General features: G+C 44.8%; 22 protein-coding genes and 1 riboswitch. Of the genes, 7 read left to right on the plus strand and 15 right to left on the minus strand.

Annotation, left to right across the window (positions count from 1 at the left end; translation table 11 throughout):
- The first annotated feature begins 7 nt into the window (after positions 1-7).
- Positions 8-1,150 carry a peptide-methionine (R)-S-oxide reductase MsrB gene (msrB, locus tag M4S28_RS24990; RefSeq protein WP_249633175.1) on the plus strand — a complete coding sequence of 381 codons (1,143 nt, stop codon included), beginning with the start codon at positions 8-10 and terminating at the stop codon, positions 1,148-1,150.
- 108 nt (positions 1,151-1,258) lie between these two features.
- Here msrB and M4S28_RS24995 read toward each other — a convergent pair whose 3' ends face one another.
- Both M4S28_RS24995 and M4S28_RS25000 read right to left on the minus strand, forming a co-directional pair.
- Complete coding sequence (locus M4S28_RS24995; RefSeq protein ID WP_108086997.1) at positions 1,259-2,626, minus strand: TrkH family potassium uptake protein; 1,368 nt, start codon at positions 2,624-2,626, stop codon at positions 1,259-1,261.
- A gap of 26 nt (positions 2,627-2,652) precedes the next feature.
- Positions 2,653-3,309: a potassium channel family protein gene (locus M4S28_RS25000; RefSeq protein WP_017079662.1), complete on the minus strand. Its 657-nt coding sequence runs from the start codon at positions 3,307-3,309 to the stop codon at positions 2,653-2,655.
- Between the two features lie 184 nt (positions 3,310-3,493).
- On the opposite strand from M4S28_RS25000, the gene M4S28_RS25005 reads away from it, so the two are divergent.
- The 3 genes from M4S28_RS25005 (at position 3,494) to M4S28_RS25015 (ending at position 7,724) form a co-directional block, all read left to right on the plus strand.
- Positions 3,494-4,663 carry a mechanosensitive ion channel family protein gene (locus M4S28_RS25005; RefSeq protein WP_061023261.1) on the plus strand — a complete coding sequence of 390 codons (1,170 nt, stop codon included), beginning with the start codon at positions 3,494-3,496 and terminating at the stop codon, positions 4,661-4,663.
- Between the two features lie 87 nt (positions 4,664-4,750).
- Positions 4,751-6,286, plus strand: a complete 1,536-nt coding sequence (locus M4S28_RS25010; protein ID WP_249633176.1) for a mannose-1-phosphate guanylyltransferase/mannose-6-phosphate isomerase — start codon at positions 4,751-4,753, stop codon at positions 6,284-6,286.
- A gap of 16 nt (positions 6,287-6,302) precedes the next feature.
- The gene (locus tag M4S28_RS25015) at positions 6,303-7,724 is read left to right on the plus strand and encodes a phosphohexomutase domain-containing protein (RefSeq protein ID WP_249633177.1); all 1,422 of its coding nucleotides are present in this window, start codon (positions 6,303-6,305) and stop codon (positions 7,722-7,724) included.
- Positions 7,725-7,837: 113 nt separating this feature from the next.
- Here M4S28_RS25015 and aroG read toward each other — a convergent pair whose 3' ends face one another.
- The 4 genes from aroG to M4S28_RS25035 form a co-directional block, all read right to left on the minus strand.
- Entirely contained in the window at positions 7,838-8,890 is a 1,053-nt protein-coding gene (aroG, locus tag M4S28_RS25020) for a 3-deoxy-7-phosphoheptulonate synthase AroG (protein WP_004730106.1), read from the minus strand.
- A 314-nt stretch (positions 8,891-9,204) separates the two neighbouring features.
- The gene (locus M4S28_RS25025) at positions 9,205-9,420 is read right to left on the minus strand and encodes a DUF3820 family protein (RefSeq protein ID WP_004730103.1); all 216 of its coding nucleotides are present in this window, start codon (positions 9,418-9,420) and stop codon (positions 9,205-9,207) included.
- Between the two features lie 12 nt (positions 9,421-9,432).
- Entirely contained in the window at positions 9,433-10,104 is a 672-nt protein-coding gene (locus tag M4S28_RS25030) for a DUF3313 domain-containing protein (protein WP_249633178.1), read from the minus strand.
- A gap of 100 nt (positions 10,105-10,204) precedes the next feature.
- Positions 10,205-10,558, minus strand: coding sequence for a hypothetical protein (locus M4S28_RS25035; protein ID WP_017066796.1), 354 nt, complete (start codon positions 10,556-10,558; stop codon positions 10,205-10,207).
- Positions 10,559-10,881: 323 nt separating this feature from the next.
- Positions 10,882-10,971: riboswitch (cyclic di-GMP riboswitch) on the plus strand.
- A 72-nt stretch (positions 10,972-11,043) separates the two neighbouring features.
- Between M4S28_RS25035 and gbpA the strand changes: the two genes are divergently transcribed.
- Complete coding sequence (gene gbpA, locus M4S28_RS25040) at positions 11,044-12,510, plus strand: N-acetylglucosamine-binding protein GbpA (RefSeq protein ID WP_249633179.1); 1,467 nt, start codon at positions 11,044-11,046, stop codon at positions 12,508-12,510.
- Positions 12,511-12,620: 110 nt separating this feature from the next.
- Here the strand turns inward: gbpA and cyoE are convergent, their stop codons facing one another.
- From cyoE to M4S28_RS25060, 4 genes are all read right to left on the minus strand, one after another.
- On the minus strand, positions 12,621-13,595 hold the full coding sequence (gene cyoE, locus M4S28_RS25045) for a heme o synthase (RefSeq protein WP_249633180.1): 975 nt from the start codon (positions 13,593-13,595) through the stop codon (positions 12,621-12,623).
- A complete protein-coding gene (locus M4S28_RS25050; RefSeq protein ID WP_249633181.1) occupies positions 13,585-14,640 on the minus strand; it encodes a COX15/CtaA family protein in 1,056 nt (351 codons plus the stop codon). Before M4S28_RS25050 ends, cyoE begins: the two co-directional genes overlap by 11 nt.
- A 102-nt stretch (positions 14,641-14,742) precedes the next feature.
- Positions 14,743-15,351, minus strand: a complete 609-nt coding sequence (locus M4S28_RS25055; protein ID WP_249633182.1) for a redox-active disulfide-containing membrane protein — start codon at positions 15,349-15,351, stop codon at positions 14,743-14,745.
- The gene (locus M4S28_RS25060; protein WP_249633183.1) at positions 15,344-16,291 is read right to left on the minus strand and encodes an SURF1 family protein; all 948 of its coding nucleotides are present in this window, start codon (positions 16,289-16,291) and stop codon (positions 15,344-15,346) included. The genes M4S28_RS25055 and M4S28_RS25060 overlap by 8 nt, the downstream gene beginning before the upstream one ends.
- Between M4S28_RS25060 and M4S28_RS25065 the strand changes: the two genes are divergently transcribed.
- The gene (locus M4S28_RS25065; protein WP_029203703.1) at positions 16,179-16,409 is read left to right on the plus strand and encodes a DUF2909 family protein; all 231 of its coding nucleotides are present in this window, start codon (positions 16,179-16,181) and stop codon (positions 16,407-16,409) included. The genes M4S28_RS25060 and M4S28_RS25065 overlap by 113 nt on opposite strands.
- A 19-nt stretch (positions 16,410-16,428) precedes the next feature.
- Here M4S28_RS25065 and M4S28_RS25070 read toward each other — a convergent pair whose 3' ends face one another.
- From M4S28_RS25070 to coxB, 4 genes are read right to left on the minus strand one after another with little or no spacing between them, the layout of a single operon-like run.
- Positions 16,429-17,313 (minus strand): cytochrome c oxidase subunit 3, encoded by an 885-nt coding sequence (locus M4S28_RS25070; RefSeq protein WP_104215842.1) that lies wholly within the window; start codon positions 17,311-17,313, stop codon positions 16,429-16,431.
- Between the two features lie 38 nt (positions 17,314-17,351).
- Positions 17,352-18,026 (minus strand): cytochrome c oxidase assembly protein, encoded by a 675-nt coding sequence (locus M4S28_RS25075; protein ID WP_249633184.1) that lies wholly within the window; start codon positions 18,024-18,026, stop codon positions 17,352-17,354.
- A gap of 11 nt (positions 18,027-18,037) precedes the next feature.
- The gene (gene ctaD / locus M4S28_RS25080; protein ID WP_017088645.1) at positions 18,038-19,699 is read right to left on the minus strand and encodes a cytochrome c oxidase subunit I; all 1,662 of its coding nucleotides are present in this window, start codon (positions 19,697-19,699) and stop codon (positions 18,038-18,040) included.
- Positions 19,696-20,913: a cytochrome c oxidase subunit II gene (coxB, locus tag M4S28_RS25085; RefSeq protein WP_249633185.1), complete on the minus strand. Its 1,218-nt coding sequence runs from the start codon at positions 20,911-20,913 to the stop codon at positions 19,696-19,698. Before coxB ends, ctaD begins: the two co-directional genes overlap by 4 nt.
- A 451-nt stretch (positions 20,914-21,364) precedes the next feature.
- Here coxB and M4S28_RS25090 point away from each other — a divergent pair, with 451 nt between their 5' ends.
- Positions 21,365-23,071 (plus strand): phospho-sugar mutase, encoded by a 1,707-nt coding sequence (locus M4S28_RS25090; RefSeq protein ID WP_249633186.1) that lies wholly within the window; start codon positions 21,365-21,367, stop codon positions 23,069-23,071.
- Positions 23,072-23,177: 106 nt separating this feature from the next.
- Here the strand turns inward: M4S28_RS25090 and M4S28_RS25095 are convergent, their stop codons facing one another.
- A complete protein-coding gene (locus tag M4S28_RS25095; protein WP_017079642.1) occupies positions 23,178-23,810 on the minus strand; it encodes a LysE family translocator in 633 nt (210 codons plus the stop codon).
- Positions 23,811-23,833 lie beyond the last annotated feature (23 nt).

The following is a 23,833-nucleotide window of genomic DNA, read 5'->3' on the forward strand; positions in this document are numbered from 1 at the left end:
GGTATCTATGAATAAATTATCTAAAATATTGGTATCACTCGTGGTTGCGCTACCACTGATTTCGCTGTTTGTAAGCCAGACTGGCACTGCCAATACAATGGATAAAACGGCTAATTCAGGTAAAACTGAAATCGCGACACTGGCTGGTGGTTGTTTTTGGTGTACAGAATCCGATCTAGAAAAACTGACAGGCGTGACAGACGTTATCTCTGGGTATTCTGGTGGTGAATTAGAAAACCCAACCTACAAACAAGTTTCATCGGGTAAATCTGGCCACATCGAAGTAATCAATGTGACCTATAACCCTGATGTGGTCAGCTATGAACAGGTGCTTGACCAATTCTTCCAACACATCGACCCAACCGACGACAAAGGCTCTTTCGTAGATAGAGGTCCACAATATCGACCTGCTATTTTCTATCATAACCAAGAACAGAAAGACGTCGCTCAAAACTTCATGATGGAGATAGACAAAGCTCAGATCTTTGGTGAACCACTAAAAACAGAACTGATTAAGTTTGAAAAATTCTGGCCAGCAGAAGATTACCACCAAGATTATTACAAGAAGAGCAAAGTTCGTTATAACTACTACCGCTACGCTTCTGGTCGTGATCAGTACCTAGATAAAGTCTTCGGCGATGATAGAAAAGAAAACCCGCAAACGATCCGTCAGATCATCGATGGTAAGAATGCGACAACCAATACTAAGACATACAGCAAGCCGTCTGATGCAGAGATCAAAGCTTCTCTAACCTCACTGCAATACGATGTCACACAAGACGACGCAACAGAGCGCCCGTTTGACAACAAATACTGGGATAACAAGCAAGAAGGTATTTACGTCGATATCGTGACTGGTGAGCCATTGTTCTCTTCAAAAGACAAATACAAATCAGGTACAGGTTGGCCGAGCTTTACACAGCCAATCAGCGAGGCTTATGTCGTAACGACTACAGACTACAAGCTGCTTTACCCGAGAACAGAGGTTCGCAGTAAATTTGGTGACTCTCACCTAGGACATGTATTTAAAGATGGTCCAAAGCCAACAGGTTTACGCTACTGCATGAACTCAGCCGCAATGCGCTTTATTCCAGCGGATAAACTGGCAGACGAAGGCTACGAAGAATATGTGGAATTATTCGAGGGCTAAGAATTCAGAAACTGACTATAAACCTCTAAAAAACAAAGCCAGCATATTCGCTGGCTTTGTTTTTCTAAAGCACTAACAAGAAAGGTTAACCTTAGCCTGTTAACCTTATTAACCCGTTAACACCGTATCTTCTGGGTATTTCAACAACGAAGGTTCAGGGCGAGCTAACATGTAAGCCAAAGTCAAAGGTCCGATTCGTCCAATCACCATTACCACAATCATGATGTATTTTCCCGGTTCAGTTAAGTTTGCGGTTAACCCAGCAGTCAATCCGACCGTCGCAAAGGCCGAAATCACCTCAAACATCACTCGGTCAAACGCGGCCTGCTCAGTAAGCATTAACAAAAACATTGCAGTGGTTAATAGTGCTCCACTAACCACAATAATGGCTAATGACTTTGTTACCGCTTGCCAGGTCACAGTACGTCTAAACATCACTACATGCTTTTTCTGACGTAGGAATGTCCAAGTCGCAACAAATGCAACCGCAAAGGTCGATACTTTAATCCCACCACCAGTGGAAGTTGAACCAGCACCAATCAACATCAGTACTATCATCACCAACAATGCAGGCTGAGTGTACTGAGACAAATCCACACTATTAAAACCAGCAGTACGAGCACTCGCTGACTGGAAAAATGCCGCCAGCCACTGCCCTTGTGTCGACAAGCCCTCCATCGTCGCTGAGTTATTTCTCTCCAATAACCAAAACATCACCGTGCCCACCAACAATAACGTCGGTGTCGCCGTTAGCATAATCTTGGTGTGTAAGTGCAGATGTTGGAAGCCTTTCCGCCAGTTAGTCGATAAGTCGCCCACGACAGTAAAACCTAATCCGCCGAAAATGAACAAGCCTGCTAAGGTAAAGATCACCAGTGGATCGTCAACAAAGCTCACCATACTATCTGAGAACAACGCAAACCCTGCGTTATTGAATGCGGAAATCGCGTGAAATAACGCGTAAAAGCTCCCTGTTGCCCATCCCATTTCAGGAACCCAACGAAAACAAAGCAATACGAAACCTATAAATTCCGCCACCAATGCAAAAATGATGATCTTCTTCACTAACTTCCTGAGGTTAATCTTACGATCTTGCCCCAATGCTTCTTTCGCTAATGCTTGCTGTTTCAAACTTAGCCGAACACCAAACATATAGAGCAGCACCGCAGAAAGGGTCATCTGCCCTAACCCGCCGACTTGCATCAAGAACATCAGTAAGATTTTGCCAGCCAAGGTGAAATGCTGACCGGTATCAACAACACCTAAGCCTGTCACACTGATCGCCGACGTGGCAGTAAACAGTGCATCCGTAAAGCTTAAACCTGTCACAGAGAACACGGGTAGCGTCAACAATATTGCGGAAGGGATAAGTACGCCTAAGAAGCTCGTAAGGATAATCTTAGGTTCAGAGCCTTTACGTGGCTTTTTATCACTCTTAAGCGTGTAGAAAGTACCTTTTCGTTTTAACGAATTCATACTGTTACCTTATTTCCGATTGCCAGTTACCAATTGCGTAGCTTTCTAGATAAGGTCTCTTTCGGCCCAGCGATGATCACCACATCCCCAATTTCTAAACTCACATCCAGTTCAGGTGCTTTAGTTAGGTTCGGACCTCGCTTGAAACCAAGTACCTCAACACCATTTTCTTTACACAGCTTAAGGTCACCAAGTTTCTTACCCAAAAAATTAGAACCAATAACAATTTCCGTCATCGCTAAACCGCTGCCAAGGTCGATAAACTCAAGAACGCGTCTATCCAACATTTTACGCGCAACGCGAATACCCATGTCACGCTCGGGCATGATGATATGATCGGCACCAATCTTAGAAAGGATCTTGCCGTGAAACTTATCGTTCGCCTTCACCCAAACGGCTTTTGCGCCTGATTCTTTTACCACTAGCGTCGTTAGAATACTGGAGTTAACATCAGAGCCAATCGACACCATCACCATATCGTAATCGTCCAGCCTTAGTTCTTTAACTGTCTCTTCGCTCGTACAGTTCGCAACAATCGCTTGTGAAACAAAATTAGCCGCTTCTTTGACTCGCTCTTCATCAATATCGACAGCGAGCACCTGCGCCCCTGAACTTTGTAGCTCTTTGCATACAGATAACCCAAAACGCCCTAAGCCGATAACTGCATATTGTTTGTCACTCATTTATTACTCCACTTACAAAGCTAGGTAGCATCGAAAACAAATAACAAAATTGTCTTCATACAAAAAAACGACTATATATCCATATAGAGATACAATTGTCAGCTAATCGATTGATTTATAAAGGTAGAGAACAAAAGTGATTTCTGCTAATTTCTAACCCATAATTTCTGCGGCAGTACACACAATGAATGAATTCATAACCCAAGTACAAACCTACATCAACCAGAGCCATAGCGATTGGGCAAATAGCGTCCTATTCATCACTATTGCGAGCTTTTTCGCTTGGGTCGCTTGGCGAATTGTCCATAATCGCCTGGAAATCTTGGTCAAAAAAACCCAATTTCATTGGGATGACCTACTGCTAGAGGCCTTAAAAACACCTGTCAGTACATTGCTTTGGTGCTGGCCTGCTACCGTGTCTGTTGGCTTGATTCTTCAAGACCAGTTTGGTAATGAAATCAACTGGCTAAGAACACTCAAACACATACTGATCATATCTACGTTTGTTTGGTTTACGCTGCGAATGATCAGTAACTCTGAAGAGTATGTCTTAGAGCAAAAAACCAGAGACGAAACCACAGTACAAGCTATAGCAAAGGTGGCTCGACTGTTCTTTATGGTGATGGGCGGTTTAACCATCATGCAGGCGTTTGGGCTGAGCCTATCGGGCTTGCTTACCTTTGGTGGTGTCGGTGGTTTAATCGTCGGTTTAGCCGCTAAAGATCTACTGTCGAATTTCTTTGGCGGCATGATGATTTACTTCGACCGCCCTTTTAAAGTCGGTGATTGGATACGCTCTCCCGATCGTCAAATCGAAGGTACTGTCGAACGCATTGGATGGCGCATGACGATTATCCGCACTTTTGATAAGCGTCCTTTGTACGTTCCAAATTCGGTGTTCAGTAGTATTGTGGTAGAGAACCCATCAAGAATGTTGAATCGTAGAATCAATGAAACCTTTGGTCTTCGTTATCAAGATGCAGACAAATTGGCGCTCATTGTTGATGATGTAAGAACCATGCTCGAGACCCACCCAGATATTGATGCCAAACAAACGTTGATCGTTAACTTTGACAAATTTGGGCCATCAACACTGAACTTCTTTATCTACACCTTCACAAAAACGGTCAACTGGATCAGGTACCACAAGGTGAAGCAAGACGTTCTGTTACAGGTTCTGGCGATTATTCATAAACACAATGCAGACATCGCGTTCCCAACACAGACACTCAAGATTGACCCTCAAGACTTTTCTAATGTTCAAGGTCATAACAGCGTTCAAAGCCTAGGTGATAATCAGAATGTTAGCGATCCCAAAGATATGTTGAACTCCCCTACGGAAGGTCATCGATAGTCAACATCCTTCTTGGTTATCGATAAATAATAAGCGTGAAGCGTGGTAATATGATGGCAGTATTCTAATGCACACAATTACCACTCTATGATTTTACCTGTCATCCTAGCTGGCGGCTCTGGAAGCCGCCTCTGGCCACTGTCTCGAGAGCTCTATCCTAAGCAATTCCTGAATATTGCTGGCGAACAGTCGATGCTTCAGCAAACACTTCAACGCCTGCAAGGTATCGACGCACACCTAACGGATAGCAGCTGCGATGCGCCATTCATTATCTGTAATGAAGAGCATCGTTTTATCGCTGCTGAACAAATTCGCTCAGCTAACGTCCTGCACAGTGGCATTTTGTTAGAACCTGTCGGTAGAAATACTGCGCCAGCCATCGCACTTGCAGCCTTGCAAGCTTTGACCAAGTCTCATGACACTAAAGGAGAAGCGGCTGACCCAATCTTATTAGTGCTTGCTGCCGACCATCACATCGCTAAAACCTCTGAATTTCAACAATCGATTAACCGTGGTGTTGATTATGCAAAACAAGGAAAACTGGTGACATTCGGTATAACCCCAAATGCTCCAGAGACTGGCTATGGCTACATCAAACAAGGGCAACCTCTTGTCTCTAGTCTACAACTAGAAGCCAACACTACAGACCAACTAACCCATTATGCTTACGACATTGAGTGCTTTGTAGAAAAGCCCGATAAAGCAACCGCAGAAGCATACATTCGCTCAGAACAGTACCTATGGAACAGTGGCATGTTCATGTTTAAGGCATCACGCTATCTCGAAGAACTAGCCGAACACCACCCCGAGATATTAGCGGCTTGTAAACTCGCTCTTGCAAAGCAAAATACCGACCTCGACTTTATCCGTATCAACGCTGAAGCATTCAAAAGTAGCCCAAGCGATTCCATCGATTATGCCGTGATGGAGAAAACCTCGCACGCAGCTGTGATCCCGATGGATGTCGGTTGGAATGATATTGGCTCATGGTCTGCTATCTGGGATGTAAGCGACAAAGATGAGCATAACAACGTCATTGAAGGTGACGTGTTAACCGTCGACTCTCAACACAACTACATCCATGCTGAAAACAAGCTAGTTGCTACTGTAGGTGTCGATAACCTGATTATTGTCGAGACCAAAGACGCTATATTAGTCGCAGATAAAGACAAGGTTCAGGGTGTTACATCGATTGTTAGTCAACTAAGTCAAGCAGGTCGAACGGAGCATATTCATCATCGTGAGGTATTGAGACCTTGGGGTAAATACGATGTGATTGATTTAGGAAAGCGAGACAAAGTTAAACGTATCACCGTAAAAGCGGGTCATCAGCTTTCACTTCAGATGCATCATCATAGAGCGGAACATTGGGTAGTAGTAGCTGGCACTGCGAAAGTGACCAACGATGAGAAAACCTATCTCGTCGAAGAAGATCAATCGACTTACATCCCTTTAGGTCACATCCACTGCCTAGAGAACCCTGGCGAGACACCTCTTGAAATGATTGAAGTTCAAACCGGCAGCCATTTAAGTGAAGACGATATCATTCGATATCAAGACAGCTATGGGCGAGATGTTCGAAGCGAACAAGCTTCGTCGTCTCAGAACAAAAAATCGAAATAGAAGCGGCGACAATCAAATGAAACCAACATTAGATCTTCGCTGCTTTAAGAACAACGACATTCGCGGCATCATTGGTAGCCAAATCAATAAGCCGTTTGCCTATCTGCTTGGAAAGGCGTTTGGTGAATATCTCCTATTAGGAAATGCCAAGACCCCAAGTGCATGGCCTCCAGTCGTTATTGGTCGAGATAACCGTGAAACGTCTTTGTCACTGCAAGAAGCCATTACTGCAGGCTTAATCGAGTCCGGGATAAGCGTCATTGATCTTGGGATGACTGGCACTGAAGAAGTCTACTTTGCGACTCGTCACCTAAAAGCGATTGGCGGAATACAAATCACAGCCAGCCATAACCCAATCAATTACAACGGAATGAAATTGGTCGGTGCTGACGCTAGCCCCATCAGTAAAAACAGTGGTTTAGATAAAATCAAACGACGCATTAAAGTACTGAATCAAGAGCTGAACGCCGATTCGCCGATCGTTCATGTTCAATCAAATAACTCCTGCATATCAACTAGTATTCTCGCCCCTTATGTAGACCACCTACTCTCCTATATAACACCTTCTAAACTTTCACCAATGAAGATTGTGGTTAACGCAGGAAACGGCGTTGCAGGACATGTCATTGATGCTTTGGAGAAGAAATTTAACGAACTCAGTGCCCCTATCACCGTCATCAAGGTTCATCATACTCCTGACGGAAATTTCCCTAATGGTATTCCCAATCCATTGATTATAGAAAACCAAATAGCGACTCGAAATGCTGTGCTAGAACATTCGGCCGATCTTGGGATTGCGTGGGATGGTGATTTTGACCGCTGCTTTTTCTTTGATGAAAAAGGCAATTATATTGAGGGTTACTATATTGTCGGGTTGCTCGCTGAAGCATTTTTGTTAAAAGAGCCTAACGCCACCGTGTTGCACGATATGCGTATGACATGGAACACGATTGAAGTCGCCAATAAGCTTGGTGGGAAGGCTGTTGCAGTCAAAGCTGGGCATGCGCTCATCAAAGAGAAGATGCGAGAATTAAACGCTGTGTACGGTGGTGAAATGAGTGCGCACCATTATTTCCGTGATTTTGGGTATTGCGATTCAGGAATGATTCCTTGGCTGCTTGTTATCGAACTGATGTCGAAAACTCAACAATCTCTTCACCAATTGACCAATTCGAGTATGGATAGATTTCCCTCTTCAGGAGAGATCAATCGTAGGGTTTCAGACCCAGAACAAGTCATGGCTTATGTGTTGTCGCACTATCAAGTTGATGCCGTTGAGATCGATCACACAGACGGGCTCAGCATGAATATGGGCACATGGCGCTTCAACTTAAGAAAGTCCAATACAGAGCCGTTGATACGCCTCAACGTGGAAACCAAACAAGATAGAACTTTACTGCCACTTAAAGTCGACGAGTTACTGTCTTTTCTCATTTAAGAGTACAAGGCACTTTCCTCTTACAACTAATAACCACAAAAAAGCCCTTACTAGCAACTGCTAATAAGGGCTTTGAATTTTCAGCCGCTTAGTGACTGCCTGTAATAATTAGACTACTTGTTGCGACGAGCTTCAACAGCGTCTGCCAACTGGCGAAGTACTGTTTCAGTATCTGCCCAACCAATACATGCATCAGTAACAGATTGGCCGTAAGTTGCAGCTTTACCATCAACAAGATCTTGGCGACCTTCAACAAGGTGAGATTCAATCATCACACCAAAGATAGCTTTGTCGCCACCAGAGATTTGAGCACTAACGTCATCAGATACATTCATTTGACGCTTAAACTGCTTAGAGCTATTTGCGTGGCTGAAATCAATCATTACCTTTTGTGGAAGGCCTGACGCAGCTAGTTCTTCTTTGATTTTACCTACATGCTCAGCGCTGTAGTTTGGCTCTTTACCGCCACGTAAAATGATATGACAGTCAGGGTTACCCACTGTTTCAATAATTGCTGAGTGTCCGTACTTAGTCACAGATAAGAAGTGGTGCGAAGCACTTGCCGAACGAATAGCGTCTGTTGCGATCTTGATGTTGCCATCAGTACCATTCTTAAAGCCAACTGGGCAAGATAAGCCAGAAGCCAATTCACGGTGAACTTGAGATTCTGTCGTACGTGCGCCGATTGCACCCCAGCTGATTAAGTCAGCAACGTATTGAGGTGTGATCATATCTAGGAATTCACTTGCCGTCGGCATTCCCATATCAGTTAGGTCAAGCAGTAGCTTACGTCCAAGACGAAGACCATCATTTAGCTTGAACGTGTCGTTCATGTACGGGTCATTGATTAGACCTTTCCAACCAACGGTTGTACGTGGCTTTTCAAAGTAAACACGCATTACGATTTCAAGGTTATCACCTAGTTCGTCGCGCAACACTTTCAAACGCTTGCCGTACTCAAGAGCAGCCTCTGTATCATGAATAGAACATGGACCAACAATAACAAGCAAGCGGTCGTCGCTTTCTTCTAGAATATTGTGGATCGCTTTGCGGCTTTCAAAGGTTGTAGAAGAAGCAACTTCTGTCGCTGGAAACTTTTCTAAAACAGCAACAGGTGGTAATAACTCTTTTACTTTGTTAATTCTTACATCATCAGTCTGGAACATTGCTTACTTCTTCCTTTTTTCTATCCTTGAGCTGAATGTACGTTGTCTCACGTAACTTTCTTTCAGCACTAATCTTCTTGTTCCTTGTAACTTAACTAGTAAAAACCCTAGTTTCAATCACTAATTGAAAATAAACGCAATTTTTTTTGTGTTTTATATTAGAAACACCCTGTATAGCATTATTTACACGCTATCGATTGCGTAATTTCAAGGAGACAAGAGCAGCTATTCTTCAAGCTTCAACATACATGTAGCATTGTGTAGCACTTGAAAACAAAAAAAGCTCACGTGATTAACGCAAGCTCTCTATTCAACTACATTCTTTTCAATGGTTTGACAACGCTATCAAGCCCTTCAATTTTCAGAGCAAGGCACAGTTTTAATAAGTCGCCTAGTTCACCAGACGGGAATCCCTTTTTATCAAACCACAGCAAATATTCTTCAGGTAAGTCAATCAGTGTACGACCCGCGTACTTTCCAAATGGCATCTGCATTCGAGCCAACTTAATTAGGTTCTCTTTCTCTAGCATTATTCGCTCTTTCTATGCGTCATCTATGTTGTGTAGAGTATCACCTAAACGCTCGACCCAATAGTTGATCGCGTCTTTGGCATCATCCAGAGAATCAATCATGGTTGAAAAGTCTTTATTACCCGCTTCACGGTCGATGGCTGCAAACAGTGGCGTGCCCTCTTGAGCATCACTGACCAATAACTCTACACTCGCACTCCCAACATTGGTGTGCTCACCAGTCGTGACCTTAGATATGGTTGACATAGCAAGGCCAAACGGCAGAACGCTGCTCGTTACAGCTAAGATCGGATTGGGCGTTTCAACGTTACTCAGAGCGAGACTCAAACGCAGCGTTTTTCCTATCGGTTCATCGACAATCGTTTTATGAGGCGATATTTTCTCTTCCAAGCGCGTAACCATGTGCTCAGTGAGTTCCTGAATCTCTTCCTGATCCAACGAACCTTCTTCTGCTAAAACAAAAATTTGGTCGATCACTACAGAGTCGTAATCATCTAACTTGGATTTCAAACGCTGTGCGTCACGCAGCCCAACCCTTGCCCAAACCAAGTCGACGCCTCCGACAGGCCCAGCCTGAAAATCTTCGTAGCTGGTAAATTTAGTAGCGGTTCTAATTGAGCCGCCTGCACAACCAAACAAGAAAATGCTGGTTGCAACAAGAAAAAGGACTTTTAAAGGGTTCATAACGCACTTAGCTAAAATTAATGAATCTAACTAAGTATGCCATACCCTATGTGAAAAGGTTGTAGAAAAAGGGGGTTAAAAATCAGAGCTAACTCTAAAATTAATCATGTTGAACAGTATGTGCGTACTCTACAATTACCTGATTTCCTTCAATATAAGCATTTTGGATCTCACCATCAACACTCATTCTACTTTTCAGGTAGACCACTTTAGGCCCCGATTCATTGCCCTCTTTTAGCGAAGGGAATACATTCCTTGGTTCCAAATGAAGTAAACGACAAAAATGGCTAACGAAAGACATCGTTAATGGCGTCTCGCCTCTTAGCACTCTAGAGAAATCAAGCTGGTTCATTCCAAGCTTTTTTGAAAACTCCATCTGCGTAATACGCATTCTCGATTTTTGTGACATCCACGTTTGATATAACGCGTCTCTATCTAGTTCTGTGAATTCCATACCGACTCCTTTATATAATTCATACCAATCAATTGTCCGGCTTTTCATACATAGCATGTCAGGGTTTGGTTAGTGGAAACCAAAGGTTTGGTTTTGATATGCGCGCAATTGTCGTGCAGAACAAAACATCACAATTGAAAAACATTCACAAAAGCGATTAGAGCAAATACTTTCTTCATTTATATCAATAATTTATACGTTAGCGAACTAAACATATAGCAAGTTAATTTGTATTAAGAATTAAAAGTTCGAGATTGGCATTCCACATTTCAATCTATTGATTCGCATTTATAAAACTGGTTGGCTACATTTCGCTTGCTCAAACGCACTTCTGGCAAACTATTTGAAAGAATAGGACGCAAAGCCACCGGTCTGTCGACAATTATTCTGTCTATGATAGCGGGGCCGCCACTTAATAGGATTTAAGTGTCAATGCATGCTGGAGTGTTCTCTTTTTTGTCGGCCAAATACAGTAAGGACAAATAATGAAACAACTCCCAAAAAAATCGCTCATCGCACTATCGCTACTTAGCGTAAGTGGAGCAAGCTTCGGTCACGGTTATGTTTCGGCATACAATAATGGCGTTGCTGAGAGTCGTGTCGCGCTATGTAAGTTCCCAACGAGTGATACACAACAAAAAAACACCAACTGTGGTGGTATCCAATATGAGCCACAGAGTGTGGAAGGCCCTGAAGGCTTCCCTGAAGTCGGCCCTGCAGATGGAAAAATCGCCAGCGCGCAATCATCTTTAGCGGCAGCGCTTGACGAGCAGACAGCAGACCGCTGGGTTAAACGCCCGATCAAGTCTGGTTCTCAGTACTTTGAATGGACGTTCACAGCTAACCACAAGACTCGCGATTGGAAATATTACATTACTCAACCAGACTGGAATCCAAACCAGCCTTTGGCTCGCAGCTCTTTTGACTTAACGCCATTCTGTGTTATTGAAGGCAATATGGAACAGCCACCGATGCAAGTAAGCCACTTGTGTAATGTGCCAGAACGCGAAGGCTATCAAGTGATCCTTGCGGTATGGGATGTAGGTGACACTGCAGCGGCTTTCTACAACGTTATCGATGTGAAGTTTGATGGCGACGGCCCTATCATTCCTGATTGGGATCAAGGCGGTCAAATCAACCCGACACAAGACCTGAATGTTGGTGACGCTGTTTATACGCGTGTATTTGACCAATCTGGTGAGAACGCTTCATACAGCACAGAGCTTGTGATTGAAAGTTCTGATCAAGGCAAAGCCAATAACTGGTCTTACGCACTTGCCTCTAAGATCAATCAAGAGCAGGCGCAAATCAAAGCAGGCCAATTGAATGACCAAGGCGATTTCGCACCCGTTTACGGCACGAACCCTGTTTATCTAAAAGCAGGCTCTGGCTTTAACAGTGTTGAAATCGGCTACAAGATTGATACTCCAGAACCCGAGCATGAGCTAGAAGTAACAGGTCTAGAGTCAGAGTACATTATCGATGAGAGCCAACCTACTCAGCTTGACCTTACGCTAGCGGCAACAGGCGATATCCAAGCCGAGCTTACCGTGTACAACCATCACCGTGAAGCACTTGCATCTCAGAAATCAGACCTAACAGACGGACAAGTTGAAGATATTCAACTGACTCTTTCTAAGTCAGAAGCTGGTCACCACATGCTTGTGGTTGTGACCAAAGATGACCAAGGTAACTTAGTTGATCAGAACACGCTTGATTTCCACCTTATGGACGAGCAAACGCCGCCACCAGCGGGCGACTACGACTTCGTTTTCCCAGAAAGCATTGAATATTACACTGCAGGAACAAAGGTTCTAAGCAGCGATGGTGGCGTTTATCAGTGTAAAGAGTTCCCATACTCTGGCTACTGTGTTCAATGGGCTCCAACAGCAACTCAGTACGAACCAGGTGTCGGTTCACACTGGCAAGATGCATGGAACAAAGTGGACTAATTGTTAGCGAGTTACTTACTTTCAAGTATGTGAGCTTGTGTAATTAGCCAAACAAAAACGGATGCCCAGAGCATCCGTTTTCTTATTCAGCAACAGCAGAAATGCGGTTATCAAAGTAGATAGTGGTCTGCCAACAGAGCCACAAACAAGATCATGAGATGATAGATAGAGAACTTAAAGGTCTTCATCGCCATATTAGGCTCATCACGATATTTCAGAACCCACGCGTGATAGACAAACCCACCGTTGAGCACCAAAGACGCGCTCAGATATATCCAACTGCTCATGCCAACTAATACTGGTAACACACACACGATGCTTAACAACAATGTATACAGCAAAATTGAAGTCTTGGTGTATTCGATTCCGTGGGTCACGGGCAACATGGGAATATTCACCTTGGCATACTCGTCACGACGATGAATTGCCAACGCCCAGAAGTGCGGAGGTGTCCAAATAAAGATGATCATCACCAACAACCAAGCATTTGAATGAAGCTCGTTGGTGACTGCCGTCCAGCCTAATAGCGGAGGCATTGCGCCAGCTATCCCTGCTATCACGATGTTTTGTGGCGTCGCTCGCTTCAAGTACATGGTATAAATCACCGCATAGCCTAATAAGCTTGCAAAAGTTAACCACGCAGTCAGTTGATTGACCCACACCACTAACGTGACAAAGCCAAGTAACCCAATACCCGCAGCAAAGCTGAATACACGCACACTACTCAGTTCACCGGATGGTAAAGGACGTCGATTTGTTCGAGTCATCTGGCCGTCGATCTTTTTATCGATCAAATGGTTAAACGCAGCGGCTGAACCTGCCATCAGCCCTATCCCAATCATCCCGAACACAGTTTGCTGTAAAGGTAATCCATTAGGCACAGCCAAACACATTCCAACCAATGCAGTTAGCAGCATCAAAGCCACCACTTTCGGCTTGGTCAGTGTTAAATAGACCTTCCAAACAGCTTTGTTGTTTGCAGCCGTTTCGTTAATTAAAGCGATGTCATTGCTGGCTGCTATCTTAGGACTTGAGGCTACTCCTTGAACCACCACTCCATGTTGTGTTGACGTTTTACTGACCATGATTACCTCCTTGTAATACACTGTTCTTCACCAAGCTCTCACTCGGTTTGCGTTGCCACACGACAAAATTGGTCACCACCATGCAGATTAGCAACATCGCTGCGACTAGGTTATGCAAAACCGCGACTGAGATTGGCAGGTGAAACCATACATTACTGATCCCAAGGCTGATTTGAGTAAACAATACTAATGCGACAATCACGCTCAGCTTTTGGTGAGGCACTTGGCCAAATTTCCATAGCTGGTACACGACCATTAGCACCGTTAACGTCGCCACAATAGCCCCGAACCTGTGCATGACATGGATGGTGAGCCTTGCGGGATATTCCAACACACCAAACTCATAGTTATCATGGCCGTGTTGAGCAAAGTCGAAGGCATTCTTGAAATCTAAATAGCTTGTCCAGTTTCCTTCACAGATAGGTAATTGGGTACACACCAGAGCGGCATAATTAGACGATGTCCAGCCACCAAGCAGTATCTGCCCAACCACAATGAGTAATCCGAATAGTGCCGAGACTTTAAGTGGTGAAGAATAGGCAGCCTCACCAAAACGGCTTTGGAATTGAGACAAACGACAGTAGAGCAAACACAACAGTGACAGCAACGTGAAGCCCCCCATCAAATGCGCCATAACCACAACGGGCATCAACTTGAGAGTCACCGTCCACATTCCAAGCAAAGCCTGAAATATCACGGTTGCAGAGATAAGTAACGGAAGACCAGCAGTTGTTATATTCTTTTTAATACACCAAGCAACAACGACAAAGATAAGCAGCCCTAATGTTCCTGCAAAGTAGCGATGGATCATCTCTATCCAAGCTTTGTCTGCTTCGAGAGCTCGTTCTGGAAATTGTAGATTGGCTTGATTAACTGCTTGGGTATTCGAGGGGACGGTAATCTTTCCATAGCACCCAGGCCAGTCAGGACAGCCAAGGCCAGCATCAGACAAACGGGTATAAGCGCCGAGCACAATCACGGTAAGGGTTAACAAGATAGTTAATCTCATCATGTGCATGAGTAAATCAGGGGCTTTATTCTGCATCGTTTATCTCCCTATACTTATTCCCTTTTCGCTAACAACACTCAGCATTAACGCAATATGCTAAAGACCATCAACTCAAGCTTATCAACTTAAGCTGATTAACTACCCAACTCGTGACAGCTTAAGCAGCTTTCTTAGATCATGAATCATGCCTTTAGATTGGCTGACTAGCTGCGAAGGATCAGAAACACTTTTGTATTTCATAACCAATTGCCCGAGTGGGTCAATTATGACAATGGAAGCTGGTGCAAACTCAGTACTGAATTGATCACCACCTGCTAACAAAGATAAATCAGGCTTGTTGAGCGAACCCGACAACGAGTTACCTTCTGAGACGAAAACAACGGCGGTCACTCGCTCTTTGTTTTTCCCTAGCGCCAAGTAACTTTGATTCAAATAATGGAGTTGTTGTTCGCATAAGCTTTCACACTCTGTGGGAGCGATATAGCCCACAACCCAACCCTCTCCTGCCATGGGTACCGTTACGCCGAAATCCGCTAGTGTAATTCTTGGTTCTACCAATTCGCCTGAGTTAGTGACACCTGACGTATACCAATTTTGATCCAACACAGTTTTGGCGATAATGGCTGGCAAAGCGAAAATTAAAACGAGTCCGATTAATACCAAGCGTCCTTTAGTACGACGACTTCTGAGCTCAGCCATGTTTGCCTCGGTACTTTCCCTGTTCACTTGTGCTTGAGACTTATCCATCGTTGTTCTCCGTGGTAGGTGTCGCTTTTAGGTACCGATAGCCAATTAACAACATCAAAAACAAAAGTACCGCTGCCATTACAAACCATTGAAATGAGTAACCGAAGTGCTTCTCAGATTTCATTGCCGTCGGTCGCCATAACAACTCATAAGGCCACGATTCTAAGCTTTGCGGTTGGAAGACAAAGGGTAAAACGGCTTGTCCTGTGTACTCTGATAACGCTGTTATGTTGATGTTTTGAATTCTTTTAGGCGTTGTGTTTTCTAAACCCAGCTCATGACTTAGAGGATTCACTGAACGAGTGTACAAACGCCCTGACATATTGGTCGGTAGTGTTATGTTTCCTAGTTGTGGAAGCTCTCTTCTGTCATTACTTGCCGCAACGAACCCCAGATCTATCAATAACTGCTTTTCGGCCACTAAAGACTCGTTTTCATCTTTAAAGCGAACCTCACCCAACATGTAAATCACATACCCCACCGCTCCTTGGTTAACCTGATTGTCTAACAAGACCACTAAGCCACTTGGTGTTTCCAATTCCACATCAACCTTCAAACCATTTAAAGACAGCTGTTCAGATGCACCTTGCGCTTGTATACGCGAGTCCTTCCATTCAGAGATAACCGAGTCCAATGACCTAGGCGATTGCTGCGCTCTTTCTGATAGCTGTTGTTCATAACGCAATTTCTCGTTACCACGCTCTAACTGCCACAAACCCAACTTGATTAAAATGCCGACTGAAACCACAGTTAAAACAACCGCTATCCAAAAACCTTTACTGCGGAACTTGTGTTCATCATCAATCAATCGGTTTGGAGTTATCACTATGGCGTCATCTACCTTTGTGTTGTTGTTTAAAATTGTATTGGTCGCTTTGCTGTTTTTTATCGCTTTCAATTTGATGAAAGGTCTAATCCAAATCGCCTCAGGTAAACACAATGGCAAAAGACTGAGTCACTTCTTGGGTCGTCGAGTCATGTGGTCAGCCGTTGTCGTGCTACTGTTGTTACTGGCTTTAGGTTCAGGAGTGATAACTCCCAACCCTCGCCCTTATTAATCCCCTATAGGCTCAACCGCTAAAGCACATAAACAAACACAAACAGCCCTAACCAAACCACATCAACAAAGTGCCAATACCAACTGCCCGCTTGGAACGCAAAGTGGTCTTTCGGAGTGAAGTGGTCTTTCGCAACTCTCGCCAGTAACACAATCAAAAAAATCGTTCCCAAACAGACATGCAAACCATGGAATCCGGTCAATAAGAAGAAGGTATTACCATAGATACCGGATTGAAGTGTCAGTCCCATCTCTTGATAAGCATGAAGGTACTCTTCAACTTGGAAGAACAGGAAGAAGCCAGCCAGAACAATGGTTATCTCTAGCCACACGATCAAAGCCATACGCTTGTTTTGTTCAAGACTGATATGTGCCATGTGCAGCGTCACAGAGGAAAGCAGCAGGATAATGGTGTTCTTAAGCGGGATACCTTGCCAAGGCATGGCTTGTGTCGTCACGCCATCAGGTGTCGTCGTTAACGGCCACATTGATTGGAACATCGGCCACAACACTTCATGGGTCATTTCATTGTTGCCCGCACCGCCAATCCAAGGGACAGAAATCATACGAGCGTAAAAAAGCGCGCCAAAGAAAGCGCCAAAGAACATAATTTCGGAAAAGATGAACCAACTCATGCCTTGCCTAAAGGAGCGGGATATTTGCTCAGAATAAACGCCACTTAATGATTCAGTGATCACATTACTAAACCAACCTGCGAGCATGTAAAGCAACACACAAAATCCGACTAACAGAACTGCTTTTCCAAACACGCCGCCAGCAGCGTCGGTGCCCATATTTTGCACCGTCAAGCCAGCGCCAACCGCGACCAAAAACAGCGCTACAGCACCCACCAATGGCCAGTGACTTTGATGTGGAACGAAATAAACTTCCTTTTTAGAACTCATCGCTCAACTCCTTATGTTGATACTGGTTCTGTAAATCCCTAGTTACTTGCGAGTGTGCTCGCTTTTGGTGAGCCCGATTGTAGTGTGCTCAATGTTGATGTGGTCACTTCAGGCTTACTTGCCTCTACACTCACCTGACTCGTGATGTTAAACAGCGTATAAGAGAGCGTAAGCGTATGTATCGATTCTGGAATATCTGGCTCAATGTAAAATATCAAACCCATTTCTGCGCTCTTGTGCCCGTCCAATGGCTGCTGATTAAAGCAAAAGCATTCCATTTTATTGAAGTAAGTTGCCCCCATACCTGGAGAAACCGACGGTACGGCTTGGCCAACTAATGAGGCTCCGGATAGGTTTTTAGCTATGTAGTTAGTTTGAACCACTTCTCCAGGATGAACCTCTAACACTCGAACCTCAGGCGAAAACTGCCATGGCATATCTGGCTTGATGTGGGACATGAATTCAACGCGGACCGTACGAGAATAGTCAGGCTGCATTCCCTGAGGTTGAACTGCGGAAACGGTATTGGTTTTACCATTGATCCCTAAAGCCTCACACATCACATCGTAGAGCGGCACCAAAGCGAAACCGAAGCCAAACATCGCAACCACGCCCAACATCAAATAACCCGTCAGCTTTTTGGTCGATCGCTTATTAGACAGGTGCTTTGGTTGTTTTTTATCTTGATTGGGATCGCTTTGCTTATCACTCATGGTTCTGTCCTCTAATCCACTTTCGGTGGATGAGTAAAGGTGTGGTGAGGCGCAGGGCTTGGTACGGTCCACTCAAGTCCTTCAGCTCTGTCCCAAGGCTTGCTTGGTGCAGGCTCTCCGCCTCTTACGCACTTGATAGCCAGCCATAAGAAGATCAGCTGAGATAACCCAAAGGCAAAACCTCCAATCGACACCACTTGGTTAACATCAGCAAACTGAATGGCGTAATCAGGAATACGACGCGGCATGCCCGCTAGTCCTAAAAAGTGCATCGGGAAGAACAGTACATTGACTGAAATTACCGACGTCCAGAAATGCCACAGACTGAGCTTGTGGTCGTACATATGCCCAGTCCATTTCGGCAGCCAGTAATAGGCGGCGGCCATAATTGAGAACACAGCACCTGTCACCAGAACATAGTGGAAATGAGCCACAACAAAGTAGGTATCGTGGTATTGGAAATCAGCTGGCACGATAGCGAGCATCAATCCGGATAACCCACCAATCGTAAACAGAACTATAAAGGCAATCGCAAACAGCATTGGAGTTTCAAAAGTCAAAGCCCCTCGCCACATGGTCGCGACCCAGTTGAAGACTTTCACACCGGTCGGCACAGCGATCAACATGGTGCAATACATGAAGAACAATTCTGCAAATACTGGCATACCCGTGGTGAACATGTGGTGCGCCCAAACCAAGAATGACAGCAATGCGATACTACAGGTCGCATAAACCATAGAGTGATAACCAAACAGACGCTTACCACTGAATGCAGGAATGATCGCCGAGACAATACCAAAAGACGGCAAGATCATGATGTACACTTCGGGGTGCCCAAAGAACCAGAATATGTGCTGGAACATCACCGGGTCCCCACCACCTGCGGCATCAAAGAAGCTAGTCCCAAAATATTTGTCGGTCAGAACCATGGTCACCGCACCCGCGAGAACGGGCATCACGGCTATTAGCAAGAAAGCGGTAATTAACCAAGTCCATACGAACATCGGTAGCTTGAACCAAGTCATGCCCGGCGCACGCATGTTCACTATGGTTACGATCACGTTAATCGCCCCCATGATCGAACTGATCCCCATAATATGAACTGAGAATACGAATAGCGCGGTACTGTCTGGACCATAAGTTGTCGAGAGTGGCGCGTAGAAGGTCCAACCAAAACTTGGGCCGCCTCCCTCAGTAAACAAAGATCCGATCAAGATTAGAAAAGCAAAAGGCAGAATCCAGAAGCTGAGGTTGTTCATTCTCGGCAGCGCCATATCTGGAGCTCCGATCATCATCGGGATCATCCAGTTAGCCAAGCCCGTAAATGCTGGCATCACGGCACCGAATACCATGATTAAACCATGGACTGTAGTCATCTGATTGAAGAAATCTGGCTCAACAAGTTGTAACCCGGGTTGGAATAGCTCAGCACGGATCACCATTGCCATGGCACCACCCGTTAAGAACATCGCAAAGCTGAACCACAGGTAAAGTGTACCGATGTCTTTATGATTGGTTGAGTAAAGCCAACGAGCCCAGCCTTTAGGTGCCGCATGTGAGTCGTGATCGTCAACAGGCAAATCATCATTGCCCAGCGTACCTTCCGCAGAATGGCTCAGTACTTGATCTTCTGCAGGAGCCGATTTCACCGGCTTATTGATTGGTGAACTCATAACTGCTCCTTAGCATCGGTTTGTGCTTGATCCGTTGAACCTTGTTCGTCAGCTGCTTGGCCTCCGCCTTCTTGCTTGGCTTTATAAGCGTTCACATCTGAAGCCTGAACAATATCGCCGGTATCATTACCCCAAGCGTTTCGCTGGTAGGTCACTACCGCTGCGATCTCTTTCTCGGTTAACTGATTATCAAACGCCTGCATCGCCGTTCCCCCACGACCATAAACAATGGTGTCGATATGAACACCCACATCGCCAAGCGCAATAGGGCTTCCTTTGATGGCAGGAAATGCTCCAGGGATACCTTCGCCATTCACTTGGTGACAAACTGCACAACGAGTTTTATATACCTCTTCGCCAATAGTATTGAGCTCTGCCAAAGAAAGTGACGCATCTAATGCATCTTGCGCGGCTTGTTGTGCGGTTATCGCCAATTCTTTCTGGTCCGCTAACCATGTATCAAACTCGTTTTCCTCCATAGCCTGTACCACTATCGGCATGAAGCCATGAGCACGACCACATAACTCAGCACACTGGCCTCGATAAACGCCGGGCTCATCTATCTTTGTCCAAGCTTCATTGATAAAGCCCGGAATGGTATCTTTCTTAACGGCAAATGCTGGGACCCACCATGAATGAATAACATCATCGGAAGTCATCAAAAATCGTACTTTACGATTGATAGGCAGTACCAGCGGCTTATCAACCTCTAACAGGTAATGCGCGCCTTTCACTTCAATGCCTTCAATCTCTTTATCGCTGGTCGCTAAAAGGCTGAAAAACTCAACATCTTCGCCAAAGTAGCTGTAGTGCCACTTCCATTGCGAGCCTGTAATTTTAATTGTGAGTTCTGATTGAGAGGTGTCTTCCATCGCAATCAAGGTCTTGGTCGCGGGTATGGCCATAGCGATGAGGATAATAATAGGAATGATGGTCCAAAGGATTTCGACTTTCGTACTTTCGTGAAAATGAGCAGCAACCGCCCCCTTCGACTTTCGGTGTCTCAGAATTGAATAAAACATCACACCAAAAACAACAAAAGCAATCGCACAGCAGATGTAGAAGATCAGCATATGAAGTTCGTATACCTTACCGCTGATCTCAGTGACACCTTGAGTCATGTTGTATTCAGTGCTGGCATGCACCAAAGGCGATACCAAAACCACAACAAAACTTTTCAAAAGCCACCCTAGCCTAACCAGTAATCTTTTCAAAAGATCTCTCCTTATCCTTCCTAATTGGATACTTGCGACCTAAATGTCGTTGCGAGCTGAACAACATTCATTGTTATCCCAGCTGCACATGAAAGGCTGAATCTCAATCTACAACTCACATGGAACTAGCCTGTAAACGGGCTGCTGACCTCATCTCAACCTAGGAGCTAATACGGCTCATAAGCGTTGGAAGTTTCCATGAAAGATTCAAAAACGGCGAATTTGTTAAATTTTGTTATATTTATGTAAAAGGCTAGTTAGTGATATCCAATTGTTCAAGGTAAGTTTACTTATTAAACAGTCAATTATTGAGAGTGGCTTAATCCACGCGCTCTCGCCGTTATAAATTATTTTATATTGAGTTTTACGATTGCTTTCATGGAAATGATAATCAATATCACTTAAATTAAATCAACAGTAAGTCATACCGACATTAAAAGGTTTAGTGATTATGCAAGATGCAATGAACTGGTTAGCGAGAGACCCAGATCCAAGAACTCGTGAAGAGCTTCAACACCTCATTGATGAGGGAATGCACGACGAACTAGAAGACCGCTTTACTCAACGATTAGAATTCGGAACCGCAGGGTTAAGAGGCAAAGTAGGATGCGGTCCAAACAGAATGAACCGCTTGGTGATACAAGAAACGGCAACAGGCCTTGGCCATTACTTGATTGAACATGTCGCTAATGCCTCGATTCGTGGCGTCGTTGTGGGTTATGACGGGCGTTTAGACTCAAAGCAATTCGCAATTGATACGGCTTCTGTGCTCACCGCTTTGGGCATTAAGGTGTACCTAACCTCCGATGTCGCTGCAACACCTATCGTTGCTTTTGGTATTGAGCATTTCAATGCGGCTGCCGCTGTTGTTGTTACGGCGAGCCACAACCCGCCGGAATACAATGGGTTCAAAGTATACTGGGAGAATGGCGCTCAAATCATTCCCCCTCACGATGCGGGCATTGCCGCTGAAATCGATATCGCATCGACCAAGCCGATCCCTTTAATGAGCCTAAGTGATGCCGAAACGCAAGGTAAACTGGTGTGGTTAACTGAGGGTTATTATCAAACGTACCGTGCTGCTATTAATCAAAGTCCGTACGTGAATAACGCTCTTGAATCCGCGAATACCACCATCACCTACACAGCAATGCATGGGGTGGGAGCAAAAATGGCGGAAGATCTTCTTCACGATGCTGGATTCCACAAAGTCTTCAGTGTGGCCGAACAAAGAGAGCCTGATGGCAACTTCCCAACCGTGAACTTCCCGAATCCAGAAGAAAAAGGGGCAATGGATCTCGTGGTTAACTTAGCAAAAAGTGTCGATGCTGACATCGCTTGCGCCAATGATCCAGATGCAGACCGATTTGCCGTTGCGGTTAGAACTGACGATACTTCCTATAAAATGCTAACGGGCGATCAAGTCGGTGTGCTATTCGCGCATTACTTGTTGTCGAAGCCCCATACCAAAAATCAGCTAGTTGGTAACAGCATCGTCTCTTCAACTCTGCTTGAAAAAGTGGCTCAATCCCACGGTGCGACTTACTTCCAAACGCTAACGGGCTTTAAATGGTTGGCGAATATTGGGATGCAGTTGGAGGATGAGCAGAATGAGTTCTTGTTCGCCTATGAAGAAGCGTTAGGCTACACCATTGGTACCCAAGTACGAGATAAAGATGGGCTGTCTGCTATCGTCGTGTTTGCTCAATTGGTTGAAGAGTTGAAATCTCAAGGCCGAACGGTTTGGGATCTTCTCGCTCAAATTTCATTTGAACATGGTGTTCATACCAACGCGCAGCGAAGCATTGCTCTTGACCCAGATTCACCATCGATTGGTTCTAAACTCAGAGCGGCACAACCTAAAGCAATAAACGGTGTTGCTATCTCTGTGATTGAAGATCTGCAGTCTTCTTTACGCTTCGTCATTGGTGGCAATACTGAAGCGATTAACCTGCCTTCAAGTGATGTTCTCATCTATCACCTAGAAGATGGCACACGCATTATCGTCCGACCTTCAGGCACAGAACCAAAAGTGAAAGTCTATTATGAGACGGTAACAAAGTTCGAAGGAACAGAAACATACGAAGACACTCGCCTACGCGGTGAAGAAGACATGAGTAAACTGATTGAACAGCATCAACAAGAGTTGAACTCATAGCAGTTAACATGTTCAGCATGTAACGGTTAAATATAAAAAATGGACGCTCGATGCGTCCATTTTTGTCTCAGCGGCTAGCCGCGAGAAGATGTCTGGGTTGATTCGTCTACGAAGTAAAGAAAGAAGACAACATCCAGATAGCCAACACGATGAAGACTCCGCCCATGACTTTCTGTTGATAGGTACGAAACTTAGCATTCTCTACGAGAGACTTACCAATCGTACCCACTAAAGCCACCAGCAAAAAGTTGAACGTTAAGCCGAGAACATTCAACAATAAACCCAGAACGAGCATCTGCTCACCAGAAGTCGCTTCAATATTCGTCGACACAAACTGTGGTAAGAACATCACAAAGAAAACCAACGCTTTAGGGTTAAGCAGGTTACTAATCAATGCTCGTTGATAGTAGGCTTTTGCAGCAAAGTTGTCGCTTAACTCAGGCGCATTGCCCTGCTCTGTTCGAAGACAATCCCACCCCATTTTTAATAAGTAGGTACCGCCTAACAGATGAAGGGCTTTTAAAGCCGCTGGACTCATCGCAATCAATGCTGAAACACCCATTGCTGCCAATACTGTCAGGATAATTCCAGAAGTCGCGTTACCCAAACTAGCAAACACACCAACCTTGCGTCCATAGCTCATACTTGAGCTCGCGATGAGTAACATATCAGGGCCAGGCAAAAGGAGAAGTGCAACAACGGCAGTCAGGTAAACAGGTAGGATGGCTAAGTCGATCATGGGTTTCAGTATTGATAAAAACG

Origin of the sequence: Vibrio sp. J383 (genome assembly GCF_023503985.1) — a bacterium.
Lineage (GTDB): Bacteria > Pseudomonadota > Gammaproteobacteria > Enterobacterales > Vibrionaceae > Vibrio > Vibrio splendidus.